This window comes from Providencia sp. PROV073 (assembly GCF_033688125.1).
Lineage (GTDB): Bacteria > Pseudomonadota > Gammaproteobacteria > Enterobacterales > Enterobacteriaceae > Providencia > Providencia hangzhouensis.
The window spans coordinates 866,198-879,371 of the sequence record NZ_CP096353.1; the positions used below are offsets into that span (position 1 = coordinate 866,198).

Sequence of the window (13,174 nt, forward strand, 5' to 3'; positions counted from 1 at the left end):
TTGTTCTTCATTTTAATGTTTAAAAGTCGAACAATAATACTTATCCCACCCCGATATGACAATCATTAAACTTTAATATTGGTCTTTTAATTGACGCAGTAGGGTAAAAATTGCTCTTAAAGGTGGGTTTTGTAGATTAATATTGAGTTTTTTCTGTAGTTGAGGGTTGTCACATTGCAGAAAAATATTTATTTTTTTCTCTATTTTCAATGTAGTAGGTACTGTTGGTTGATGTTTGTCACGTATTTGCGTTATTTTTTGTAAATATTGTGTAATCGCTTCATTTTCAGGCCATATATGGTGTGCAAATTTGAGATTAGATAAAGTATATTCATGAGCACAACAAATTAAGGTTTCATCAGGGAGTGCTGCAATTTTTTGGATAGATTCAAACAGTTGCTCGGGCGTTCCTTCAAATATCCGCCCACAACCCGCAGAGAATAGGGTGTCACCACAGAATAAATAAGGTGCTTGGTAAAAGCCAATATGCTCAGATGTATGGCCTGATAATGAAATAACCTGTAGGTTGAACTCGTCAATTATGACTTTATCACCATTTTCGACTATTTCTGTTGCTCCTTTAGATTGAGTTTCTTTTGGGCCAAAAACGGGAAGAGTTGTAAATTTGCTTAAAATCCCTTTTACGCCACCCGTATGGTCATTATGGTGGTGAGTTAATAGGATTGCGACTGGGGTCAATCGCTTGGCTGTAATTATTTCAAGCACAGGCTCTGCCTCTGCAGGGTCAACGATGATACACTGTTGGTGGCTATCAGCTAAAACCCAAATGTAGTTATCGTTTAAGGCTGGTACTCGAATTAACTCCATAATGACCTCGATACTTGTTAATAGTTAATAGGGGAATTTCATGAAGCCTGCGCGTATTGATAAAAAAATTCAAATGCCTGTTAGTTGGTCTGACATTCCTTTTGGAGAACAATACCGTCAAGCCATAGAAAATCAACTTAGCCCTTGGTGGCCAAAGATATTTGGCTTTCATCTGCTTAAGTTAGGTCATTTAAGTACTGAAATCCAGACCGAAGGCTGTCTTATCTCTCACCAATTTAATGTTGGTACCGGCGATCCGCGTTTTAACCTTGTTGCCAAACCCGAAGCTTTACCATTAACCCAAAAATCTATAGATGCCTGCCTAATGACTCACTGTTTGGCTTATAGCCATGATCCTCATTGGCTCTTACGGGAGGTTGACCGGGTATTAATCGACGATGGTTGGTTAATTATTTCAGGTTTTAACCCTTTCAGTCTTCTTGGAATGGCGAAACTCGTGCCTGTTTTACGTAAACGACAGCCTTATTGTAGCCGTTTTTTTCCATCCGTTAGGGTATTTGATTGGCTCAGCTTATTAAATTATGAAGTTTTGTATCATCGCAATTGCCAAATAATCCCTTGGTTGGGGGCGAATAGACGAGTGAATAAAAGCTATGGAGGCGTTGGTGTTTTAAGCGTGATTGTGGCGCGGAAACGGACTTACCCACTAACTCCGACACCACTAAAATTTAAGCAACCAAAAGTTAAGATTGGAACAGCACTCGGTACGGCAAAGGAGATCAGTAAATCAATGAAGATAAACGACCCTTCTTAGTTTTGTGCGGGTTGGTAACCCGTGTCTTCTTTAGTTGGTGCTGAAGCCGCAGCTCGAGCTAATTCATCACATTTCTCGTTTTCGGGGTGGCCAGCATGGCCTTTAACCCAACGCCAATCAATAGTATGTCGTTGGATGGCATCATCGAGGCGTTTCCATAAATCGACATTAACGACAGGGGATTTATCCGCTTTTCGCCATTGTTTACGCTTCCAGCCGTGGATCCATTGTGTTATTCCTTGTCGGACGTACTGGCTATCAGTGGTTAAAATGATATCACAAGGTCTTGTTAGCGATTCTAATGCTTTGATGGCCGCAAGTAGTTCCATTCGGTTATTTGTGGTTAAAAAATAACCTTCACTCAACGTTTTTTCATACTGTTGGTAGCGTAAAACAACGCCATATCCACCAGGGCCAGGATTGCCCAAACAGGAACCATCCGTGAAAATTTCTACCTGCTTTGTCATTTCTGTTACACTCTATATTATTCGTTCCCCTCTAGTTTGACACAAAAAAACATTATGAGCACGGTGATAACCAGACAAATTGTCCTTGATACTGAAACAACCGGTATGAATAAACTCGGTGTTCATTATGAAGGGCACAACATTATAGAGATTGGTGCGGTTGAAGTGATTAACCGCCGACTAACAGGGCGTAATTTTCATGTGTACATTAAACCTGACCGTTTAGTGGATCCTGAAGCATTCGAAGTGCATGGGATAAGTGATGAATTTTTACAAGATAAACCTGTTTTTGCAGAAATTGCGGATGAGTTCCTTGAATTTATTCGAGGTGCAGAGCTTGTTATTCATAATGCTCCCTTTGATATCGGTTTCATGGATTATGAATTCCGTAAACTTAATAAAGGAATTCCACCCACGCAAGATTTTTGTACCATCACTGATAGCTTAGTATTGGCTCGCAAACTTTTCCCGGGTAAACGGAATAACTTGGATGCGCTATGTGACCGCTATTTAATTGATAACTCTAAGCGAACACTGCACGGGGCTTTACTCGATGCTGAGATTCTGTCAGATGTCTATTTGGCAATGACAGGTGGGCAAACTTCATTATCATTTTCGATGGATTCGGAATCGGCTAATAATGAGCAAGAGTATGAAATTCAAAGAATTGAACGTCCCCAAACTGGCCTTAGGGTGATTTTTGCTTCCGATGAAGAGCTTATTGCTCATGAAGCACGGCTGGATATTGTTGATAAGAAGGGTGGCAAACCCTGCCTTTGGCGGCAATCTTCCGATGAGGCTGAAAATTTACACTAATGATTGGTGTTATCATTAATGGTTGCTTAGGAAAATGCATAGAAAAGCCTCTCAAGGCTAAAAACTGTTCAACTGCGCGATTTAACAAGAAAAAGTGTTGACGGGGTCCTTAAGTATTCGTAATATGCATGGCGTTCCCAGTAGGGAACATCAGGAGCGGTAGTTCAGTTGGTTAGAATACCTGCCTGTCACGCAGGGGGTCGCGGGTTCGAGTCCCGTCCGTTCCGCCAAATTATAACGCCACGCTAATTTATTAGCGTGGCGTTTTTTTTATCATGACTGTATTTAACTGCATTAAGAGTTCCTTTCTTTTTGTATCACTTTTTTGTTGAATAATACATTTTTTGCTTCTAATGACTTCTTTGAGTTAATTTTTGATATAATGAAATCTATAAATAATAGATTTATGAGAATAATTCACATTCTTTTTAATCATATTAACTATTCTTAGGTTTTGTCGCGATTTTATCGAAATGTATAAGTTTGAGTTTTTTATGACTGTATTAATAATAATTCGCATGAACTCTAACTAAGATAACAGATCTGAAATAATCTAACCAATCTTTACCTAATGCTTTAAGGTATATATGAAGGCTATCAATAGAAATAGCAGATTGGCCATTCTCATACCTTGATATTTGTTGTTGGCTCAAATTTAATAATTTTCCTAATTCTGTTCCTGTTAATGATTTTTCAATACGTGCGGATTTCAAGTATTTTGCGGTAGCCATAACAATATCTAGGTCATTACTTTTATTCAATTCTTTAGTATTGATATATTTCATTTCATATTCTCTCTATTAGGAACTTATTATTTTAAAGTTAGCTATTAAAGATGGCATTACTTTAAATTTTTTGATTTTCTCTATGAGGAATAGATTATATTTTTTAGTTACCAATGTGAAATTGTTTTAATGAATCAAAAATAGTTTATTTGATAGCTTTTGTCTATTGATATAGGTATAAATAATGAATATAGACTATTGAATCAAAATATAGGTTTTTATAATTCAATAAAAACAATGCATTATGTCAATCTTAGGGATTGGCTTAAAAGTGAGAATATAATAAATAATAAATGAAAAAAATGCATTTATAGTCATATAAAAGTAAGTATTTATATTTTTACATAAAATTACAAAAAAATATTTATAGATTAAGTTGAAATAGTGATTTATTTAGGGTTGATTTGGTACTTATCGGTAGGTAGCATATAAATTTAATTATAGGTAAAAGTATAATCAAGCCTGCTTAGTTGGAGAAAAAATGAAAAGGTTAATAGGAATCAGAGATGTAATATTAGCGATTACCTGAGCGAACTACTTTATAAGTAGAACGCTATGTGTTAAATTGTATTTAATTTATCTTGCCTGCTACAGACAAAATAAGGGCCAAACGAACTGGAAAAAAGGTACCAATCAGAAGTTATCTCATCAATTTCTACATATGCAATTGAGTTTAGATTGAATGCTTTAAAATATTTTTCGAATATATCATCAGGAACATTGTCATTTGAAGATTTTCTATCATAACTTATGGTTAACTTTAAATCTTTTATATACTTTCTTGATGATTGATTGAAATGAACAACTCGATTAACAGTATATGTCTTATCAGTTGTAATTGTTCCTAATAATTTAATATATCCACTGTTATCATTGTTTTTTACTAATTTCATATTTAGTGTATATGATGATTTATTATTAGCTAATATGAAATTAGAGGAAACAGTTGCTTCACAATATTGTGTTTTACTTTTTTCTAAATTTAAGTTAAATAACAAGAAAACGATAATTAATGAAAATAATAGTATCAATGAATATAGTGTTTTATTAGTCATTTTTATCCTGCCAATTTACTCTTGTTGAAATGCATTCTTTATTTTTTTTGCATTTTACTAATAAGCTATGTTTGTTTTTCCCTAAGTTTTGTATATTGTTATAATAATAAAAAACATCAGAATCTTCACAGGTTAAGTTAAAATCAATTGCTTGTTTACTTATTGTGTCACTCATATTTTTTTCATAGTTATCTTTAAACCCATAAACAGGGCAATCTCCAATTGTGCTAATTTTATATGACTGTATTGATGCATATGGAAATTTTATTGCATGAATTTGATTTATAAGGTAAATAATCACCAAAAGTAAAAAAACACTAATTATCAATAATGTTTTTTTAATAATATGATTTTTATCACTAAGTAATAGTGATTTGTTAGATTTATTGCTTGAAGTGGGAGGGGGGACTAGGCTTTTCTCTATTTTATTATTGAATTTGGCAATCGATTCTTCAATTTGAATTTCAGAAGAGATAACAAGGCCTTTTTTTGATATGCTTAGAATTGCATTTTCAACTAAAAGCTGTTGATGTAATACTTTTCTTAATGTACTAATGTATTGGTTAAGGGTGTTTATCGAAACTTTTAGGTCATATTTATTTAGTATTTTTTTTAGTATCTCTTCACGAGTGATAGTCGTTTTATTATTCTGAATTAGTATTATAAAAATATAATTCAACACGGGTGTTAATTTCATTACACTGAGTTCTGTGTCCACCCTAAATATTTCACCTAAGTCAGAGTTATATTTTATTATGTTGTTCAGTATATATATCATACATGACTCTTATTTAGTTATTAAAATATGTGCTTAGTTTGATCACTTTAGCTAACATGATAGTCATTGATTTTAAAGTAATTATATCAGTGTAATATACTACTCTTTTTTTGAGAAGAAAATATGAAAATAAATTTTTGTTTATAACGATTGGTTATATATGTAATGACAAAAATTTCAGTGTATTGTATTAATGAAACTGACATTTTTTGTTTTGATGTTTTATATACAGATAAAAAGCAGTATTAACCACTATTTCAAGTCATGGAAACCTAAATTAATTTGCTATTTTTAATAGGCGGAAATGATTTTTTAGAACTGAATTTTATGAATTTGTAATGCTTTAAGGTAATTATAGATACAGAGTACCTGTCGAATTATGATTAAGTAATTCAATGTTTATTTTAATAGTAGTATAGCCAAATTTGTCATTTTATTTTTTTAATTAATTGATATGATTGAATTTTAGGTGCAGTTGCCAATTGGGTAATATTTATCAAATATTACAATATATTTACGGCTTTTCTTTTTAAGACGCTCATCTTTAGATTCTTGGCCGGGTAATAAGTAAAATATATAAGGCTCTGAATCATCATTAGCATCACAGTTTTCATGTAAGAGCACTCTAAAATAGGTATTACCCGTATTTTTTAGAATACTAGTGCTTGGATTAAGCTCATATTTAAAATCTGGTTTTTTAGGTCTCACAACAAAATAGGTTTCTAGGCTAACCGTTGGATAAAATAAAGGTCGCTTTTTTTGTTCATTATCACTACGCATATCAAGAGGGGTTTCGCTAATGATAATCTTATAATAGCGCTCGGTCTCATCGGCTTCTCCTCGATAAAAAATCTTAAAAAATTCTTGTTCCCCAGGTAATAAAATTTTCTTCAATGGAGTAAAAATAATCTCGCCGTTATGGAGAGGTGCCCCATGTTCTTGGTTACCTGGTTTATCAATTTTGTAGGCACTAAAATTATATAAATTAGTTTTATCTGTGTCGTTGATGTATGGCTTAGAAAAAAACTCTTGCCCTGACTCCATCGAAGAAATATCTGCATTGATATATAAAGCAATAGCATTATTGCAAGACACTGATAGCAATACCAATAATAGGATTTTAAGTAAATAAAATGGTTTCATATTAAAAAATTCAACTAAAATTTAAGAGTATATGGGGTTCAATAAAAGGGCCACTTGAACTTTTACAAGTAGCCCCAAAAGTAGTCATTAGATATTATTGAATATCGGGCCCAGTCCAAATTGCTTTGACAGTTATTGTGCCACTTGCAGAAACGGTTCCTAACCAATCAATACCATCCAATGTAAAAAATGATTCAGAGTCATTCATTGGGAATGATAAATCTAAGTTAGTTCGATAAAAAGATCCTAAATCCTCATTAGGTCTATCCCATGGTGTTTCAGACCATAATGCATTTTTTAATGAAATTTCATTATTATCACAACTTGCTCGGTGTGATTCTTTAGTGCCACTTTCATTTTTAAATGAAAGATAAGCGGAAAAAGGGGCATTAAGTTTATTATCGCTCGAGGTAAATAAGCAGTATGACTGTCCTTTTAATGTTGTGTTTGGTCCTTCAACTTTTGCTGTAATAGAATCCGCTTGCCTTGGCCCGCTAGTCGTGACGATATAATTAAATTCTATCGGTGGTTCATCATTGCCGACTTTTCCTGTTTTGGATTGGTTTGGATTAAAATCTGCAGGAATAATGCTAATTCCATAATCTCTCGGCTTAATTATTAAGAAATTTGAAGGTGTAAATTCGTAAAATCCAGATTGAGGAAGTGGTGATTGAAAACCAAAAGTATATACACTATCAGCAAGTGTGACTGTTGAATTAGGTGAAGCGTCAACAATTGATTTTAAATATTCATTTGAGAGAAAAACTTCAATATTTTGTGAACCATTATTAAAGATCTCTGACATGTTTGTTGTTGATGACCAATTTGTCCAGCGCGTGCTGTTACTTCCTTTATATTGAATAAGTGCAGCACGGGGGTCCCTAGCTAAACCTAACTTTGCACTATCAATATACATACGAACTGTAAATGTTCCGCCGATAGATTGTCCTTGGGTTTCTAATTCAACCAACTTACAAATAATTCCAGAAGTATTTCCAACAATCCCTGTCGAGCAAAAATTAGAACCGAGTCCAATAGTTGGATTGCCATTGCTATCCACAAAGACTTCTTGTAAGGCGCCCGTTCCTTTTAGAATAATATTGCCTTTTTTATTGGTTGGAATGTAGTGTTGTTGTGTTGTCGTTCTTCCTCCACTCGTCATACAGGTCGTATTACTTAAATCATAATCGTCGCGGCTTGTGCAGGTTCTTAAATCAAAAGTATATTCTGTTCCTGGTGGTATTTCGGCTAACCAGCGATAAAAAGATTCAGAAAATATCGGTCTTGAATATCCAGACTCACCCGGTGTTCCTGTTTGTTGGATTTTATATGCACCATTATCTCGTAACTGCTGAGCTGACCAATAAGACGTTGCCGGGCAATTTCGGTTATTTGTCATGCAACGATTTCCGATAAAAGGTTGGCTTACGGGAGAATTTTCTAACCAGATATCACCTGTATTATATGTTGAGCTAAAAGGTGTTCCTGTATATCCCATATAGCCTAAACTATATTGTCTATTGCGCTGGTATTTTGTGAATACATTTGAGCCCGAGAAGCGAGGGTCAACTCTATTCGCAACAATAAAGAATTCGTTATCAACTTGGTTTTCAACAATGACATACTCTTGTAATGGTGCTGTTGCAGAAAACGAATTCGGTATTAGAACCGAAAATGAAATAAAAAGTGCTGTTATCGATAATAATCGCATATTAAATTAGCCTTTAAAGTGATAATTAACGTTTAGCAAATGCTTCTTGAGGTTCACATGTCACCTCACCGACCCACAATGCACCACGTGCACCTTGAAGGTTTAAATCTGCTTCGCAAATTGTTTGCTGATCATCTTGTAATAACGATATCACTGGATATCGGACGTCAACATCCATGGAAAACTCACCATTTTGGTCCGTTTTTGTTCGACCAATATGATTTCGAATTGAGGCATATTTTATGTATTCACCATTTGGTGATTTCAGACGGCCAAATACCGTGACTAATTGCCTTACCTCTGGTTGATAAAGAGCAATGTTTCCTGGGTATAATGTGACGGATTTATTTCGCCCTGAGACAATATCAAAGCTGTCTTTTGATTTTCCGTCATTCATTAACTGAATGTCATAATCCGAATAAGGGGATAATGGAATAAAGGTATTTTTTCCGCTAATTGGGTAATTTTGCCCATTTACTTTTGCGACCATGCTGCCGCTACCTTTTATATCGGAATTAATAATGACGCCTGATTTACCTTGCTGCCCACTTGGCATGATCATGCCGTTGCTATATGCCACAGAGCCACGAGAGGTTAAATTGCCATTAAGTCTGTTATTATCGGGGCGATTAATCGTTACGGTACCTGAATTATATTTAGTATCATAAGAAGCATAGCCTAATGTTGAAAAATTGGATTCACCATTATCTTTATCTCGGACTAATTTGGAGACAGAAACCCCTGCATTGGTAATCACCGAATTTTCAAAATTTTTATTCGCATAAATATTTGCTTTCACATTACCATTTGTTGAGGAAACACCCGTACTCAACCATGTTGATAAAGGTAAGGAAAAATCGAGGTTAATATATTTTTCGTTGGTACTATTTTGGTTATCATAATGATAGCGCTGTACACCCGCTCTTAGCCCCACCGTTCCATAACGGCCAGAGAATAATGTATTCGCATATTCATAGTTAATTGAATCACTGCCAATACGGCGATCTTTAGTATTACTAATAGTCAGTGACCCAGTTCTATCAATTATTTTGTCAAAATTAATGGTTCCGCCATAAGAATAACTGTCAGCATCATAAAGTGGTAAATCACCACTCACTACAGTTTTTTCTTTAGATGCCCATAAAGAACCGTAACCTTCAGGTATATTGATAGAAAGAGTCGCAATGTTCCGATAACTACCATGGTTTTCTAGCATCCCTTGCCAGTTAACTGAGATATAGTTATTTAAAGCCGCGTTGATACTCGTTTCTTGTACAACAAATTTATCAAACCCATAATTTGACATTTGAAAACGCACGCCAGACAACACTGGGAAGTTATAAGCGAAAGAGGCTCCGATTAAATGGCTTTTACTCGGAGTTTGACTCGTTGAGCCTTCATTTCTTACATAATGGCGCTTATCAAAGTCAATATAACCACCATAAATTTCCCAATTGAGTTTATCAAAACCGCCTGTTATCGCACCGAAGGATTTATTAATTGTTTGGTGCTGTGTTGTGACAATTTTGCCATCGATAACCGTCTCAATAGTGACGTCGTAAATACCATAGGGTAGTACACTGGTATCAACTTCAAAATTACCCATTGGAAAATTTTGAATATTTAATAATTTACCTTGCCGATAAATGCGTACTTCGCCTGGACTATTTAAAAAAGCATAAATCGGCGTAAGTGATTGCTGCTTATTTGTCACCATACTTGAGGAATTGTTTCCTATTGATGCCGCATAAATTTTACTGCTGCTAAGGGTAGTTAAGCTGGCAATAGACTGTAAATTCCACGTACTCATGAGCCCAAGTGCAAAACGAAATCCGTTGAAATCACGCTCATACATTGCACGATACAGCTCAACATTAGAATTAGATTTTCCAATGCTATATGCTGATGCATTTACATTAAAGTGATGTTCCGCAGCTGCGAATAATGTATCTAAATTGAAATAGCTGCTGGATGTATCTTTTGAATCTTTAACACGGCTCTGGAATACCCCTAAATCATAGTTAGCTACCGCTGAAAATGAATTAACTGAAGAATTTCCTAGTACAGATTGCCGCGCATGTTCTTTTGGCGAAAAAGCAGCTTTATCAACATCTAATGATAAATTAAAAGAAGAAATGTTTAATTGAAGGGTTGCATTATTATCAATAATAATACCATTACTTTCATTAAAAATGGCATCCTTTTTTTCTTCAAGTTTATCAACTAGTAAATTATTTAATTTCGCACCTTGCTCATTTTCAATGAGATGAATACTTGATAATTTAATATTACCATGATCGATTACAATAACTGCATCTGCAATTTTACTTTCGCTCTGATTGGTTGCTGCATCATCATTTAGTCGTAAAAAAACAGGTACAGACATTCCTTCTTCCAATGCACTAACAAATGCAGGAGGAATAATATATCCACCGATCTTAACGCTTTTCATTTCATTGGCATTAATTGTATTCGAAAAAATAATACTTAATATTGATAAAGCAATAGCACTCTTACGCATAATTTAAGTCCATTCTTAATTATTTGACAACAATGAACTCTCCTTTGTGCCAAATACCTACGCTTGATTTTTTATTTGTGACATCGACAAATTGTAATTTGACGGCTAAGTTTGGCATGAGGTAATAACGCTCGCGACAAATGCCATCCACTCCGTATTTTTGTTTTTCTGCTAAACAAGGGCCTGAAGCCACTACACGGAAGGTGCTATTTCCAGTATTTGAAATTTGGGAATTAGTATATTTATAATTAAAGTTTTCAATTCTTGGTGCGACAACAAGAATTGTGCTAATGGTTGCTGATGTTGTTGCTGATGCCGATTTCGCACTTTGTGTAACACCACTCTCGCCAATAGGATCATCTTTCCAATTTAATCGATAGTAACGTTCTTTATTATCTTTTGGGCCTTGATAAATTATCTTAAATATATCTTTTGCATGCCCTGGAAGAATTAAATTAGCGGGTGTTGATAATATTTCATTAGGATCAGTAACTGTAATTACTTTTCCAGTATCAAGTGGTGAATCTATTTTTTCTATCGTTAAATTTACCAATCTTGCTGTATCTACTGTATTTTCAATTTCTTTAGATAAGGTGTCTTCATTCGATGATATTATTTCAGTAATATTTCCCACGTTGACAGCAAAACTGCTTTTTAATGGTAACCATGATAATAAAATTAATGCTAATGTTATCTTTTTCATAATCGCAAATTTCAAAAATGAATGACGATAAAGATATTATTTCCCTATAGTATCTTTATCGTAATATTTAGTTATCTAATAAGGGGATATTGAATTAAGGAGCTGGCGTGAAATCACCGTCCCAAGTTGCAGTAAATTGAACTTTAACATCACCATCCCATGTACCATCAGTCAGTGCTTTAAAGTCAGTCGCTGCACCATCAGCTTCAGCGCCAGCAATAACAAAGGTGAATTCACCGCGATCTGCTGCACGCTCAGAGCCATTATAGATGCCATCAGCCGCTAAATTGTCTAAACCAGAAGTTAAACCGGTTGATGTATCAATTAATACTAAATCATTATTTTTAGTCAAATCTTCGCCATTCCATTTAACCCCAACAGTTAATTTAGAATCGTCAGTTGTTCTTGCTAATGTATTAGCAATAATTTTTGACGCTAATTTAAAATCTGTTGCACCAGCTTGGCCTTGAATAGCGATATCAAATGCTCCATTCTGTTGGTTAAAGCTTTTTTGGCCTTCGGCATAATTAAAAGTTAAACTTCTTAATGGAGTCACAACTAACATACTTGTCGTGTCTTTAATTGCAGTCGCTTGCCATGTTGCTGTTGCTTGAGCGGTACGTGTATCTGCATTTGCAGCTGTAGCAAAAGAAGCTGCGATAATTGTTGATAACAATACAGAAGCCATTTTTTTATTTAACATACTAATCTCTCTTTTTATATTGATAGAAAACAATAGTAAAATTAGTTATTTAATTTTTACATATTGATATGGTTTTATTGAATTTAAAATGGAATATTTAAATATCTTTCATGCTGTTTAGTAATATTTCGATTGTTTTTTTACTTAAATTTATATTGTTTCTTTTATTTTCTTCAGAGAAACAATCAATATAGTAAATCATTTCAATCCATCTTTTGTCTAAAACGGTTAATATTTCATTTAATTGATCTAGCGATAATGAACTGCTACCAGTTTCATAGCGAGACACCTGTTGTTGGCTAATGTTAATTAATTCAGCCAACTGTTTTCCTGTCATGTTTTTTTCTTTGCGTGATTTTCGTAAATAATTTCCTACATGACTACTAATTATATTAGCTTTCATTTTTTCAGCCTCTAATATTAATAGATCTATTTATATGATATTCGTTAGCTCACTCGCTTGCTTAATTGAGTGTTATAATAAATACATTAAAAAAAGAGTAAATGGCAGGATTTCTATTAAAGATTTACTTTTAATAGGTTTTTTCTATTAACTCTGTTTTTTTTAGCATTATCTAATTAAAAAATATCTTCTCACCAGTTTAATTGGTTAAAAATACACTTAATAGTGTTGAAATCAGGGGGATTAATAAAAAAATACACCAAATAGGCGTAAAATTATTATAATTGTTAACAAATGTATATTTAATTAAGAAGCATAAAGAATCTACATTGAAAGTTACAATTTATTACAATTAAAGGGTGGGAAGAATTTAGAATAAAGGCAGGAAACCAGTTATATTGGTAAAATTATAATTTGTAATGTGTTTTTAGCCCTCTTATTTATTAATAACTCAACTAACTAGTTTAATGTGTATGATGCTAAAAT

The 13,174-nt window shown here is 33.8% G+C and carries 13 protein-coding genes and 1 tRNA gene; 3 read left to right on the forward strand and 11 right to left on the reverse strand.

Features of this window, described 5'->3' with window-relative positions:
* Positions 1-72: 72 nt before the first annotated feature.
* Positions 73-828: a hydroxyacylglutathione hydrolase gene (gloB, locus tag M1F17_RS03705; protein ID WP_318837240.1), complete on the reverse strand. Its 756-nt coding sequence runs from the start codon at positions 826-828 to the stop codon at positions 73-75.
* 40 nt (positions 829-868) lie between these two features.
* On the opposite strand from gloB, the gene M1F17_RS03710 reads away from it, so the two are divergent.
* Positions 869-1,603, forward strand: a complete 735-nt coding sequence (locus M1F17_RS03710) for a class I SAM-dependent methyltransferase (RefSeq protein ID WP_318837241.1) — start codon at positions 869-871, stop codon at positions 1,601-1,603.
* On the opposite strand, the gene rnhA is transcribed toward M1F17_RS03710, so the two are convergent.
* A complete protein-coding gene (gene rnhA / locus M1F17_RS03715) occupies positions 1,600-2,070 on the reverse strand; it encodes a ribonuclease HI (RefSeq protein WP_318837242.1) in 471 nt (156 codons plus the stop codon). The genes M1F17_RS03710 and rnhA overlap by 4 nt on opposite strands.
* A 54-nt stretch (positions 2,071-2,124) precedes the next feature.
* Here rnhA and dnaQ point away from each other — a divergent pair, with 54 nt between their 5' ends.
* Complete coding sequence (gene dnaQ / locus M1F17_RS03720; RefSeq protein ID WP_094962150.1) at positions 2,125-2,886, forward strand: DNA polymerase III subunit epsilon; 762 nt, start codon at positions 2,125-2,127, stop codon at positions 2,884-2,886.
* Positions 2,887-3,039: 153 nt separating this feature from the next.
* Positions 3,040-3,116, forward strand: a tRNA-Asp gene (locus tag M1F17_RS03725).
* A gap of 273 nt (positions 3,117-3,389) precedes the next feature.
* On the opposite strand, the gene M1F17_RS03730 is transcribed toward M1F17_RS03725, so the two are convergent.
* The 9 genes from M1F17_RS03730 to M1F17_RS03770 form a co-directional block, all read right to left on the reverse strand.
* Entirely contained in the window at positions 3,390-3,671 is a 282-nt protein-coding gene (locus M1F17_RS03730; protein WP_004905402.1) for a helix-turn-helix domain-containing protein, read from the reverse strand.
* Between the two features lie 560 nt (positions 3,672-4,231).
* Positions 4,232-4,726, reverse strand: a complete 495-nt coding sequence (locus M1F17_RS03735; RefSeq protein WP_004905400.1) for a FidL-like protein — start codon at positions 4,724-4,726, stop codon at positions 4,232-4,234.
* Positions 4,719-5,444 (reverse strand): winged helix-turn-helix domain-containing protein, encoded by a 726-nt coding sequence (locus M1F17_RS03740; RefSeq protein ID WP_164564619.1) that lies wholly within the window; start codon positions 5,442-5,444, stop codon positions 4,719-4,721. Before M1F17_RS03740 ends, M1F17_RS03735 begins: the two co-directional genes overlap by 8 nt.
* 525 nt (positions 5,445-5,969) lie before the next feature.
* Positions 5,970-6,647, reverse strand: coding sequence for a fimbrial protein (locus M1F17_RS03745; RefSeq protein WP_094962152.1), 678 nt, complete (start codon positions 6,645-6,647; stop codon positions 5,970-5,972).
* Positions 6,648-6,741: 94 nt separating this feature from the next.
* Entirely contained in the window at positions 6,742-8,358 is a 1,617-nt protein-coding gene (locus M1F17_RS03750; RefSeq protein WP_318837243.1) for a fimbrial protein, read from the reverse strand.
* A 25-nt stretch (positions 8,359-8,383) separates the two neighbouring features.
* Entirely contained in the window at positions 8,384-10,879 is a 2,496-nt protein-coding gene (locus tag M1F17_RS03755; RefSeq protein ID WP_094962154.1) for a CS1-pili formation C-terminal domain-containing protein, read from the reverse strand.
* A gap of 19 nt (positions 10,880-10,898) precedes the next feature.
* The gene (locus M1F17_RS03760; protein WP_094962155.1) at positions 10,899-11,582 is read right to left on the reverse strand and encodes a hypothetical protein; all 684 of its coding nucleotides are present in this window, start codon (positions 11,580-11,582) and stop codon (positions 10,899-10,901) included.
* 94 nt (positions 11,583-11,676) lie between these two features.
* Complete coding sequence (gene ecpA, locus M1F17_RS03765) at positions 11,677-12,285, reverse strand: common pilus major fimbrillin subunit EcpA (protein ID WP_004905392.1); 609 nt, start codon at positions 12,283-12,285, stop codon at positions 11,677-11,679.
* A 97-nt stretch (positions 12,286-12,382) separates the two neighbouring features.
* Positions 12,383-12,688, reverse strand: coding sequence for a helix-turn-helix domain-containing protein (locus tag M1F17_RS03770; RefSeq protein WP_004905391.1), 306 nt, complete (start codon positions 12,686-12,688; stop codon positions 12,383-12,385).
* Positions 12,689-13,174 lie beyond the last annotated feature (486 nt).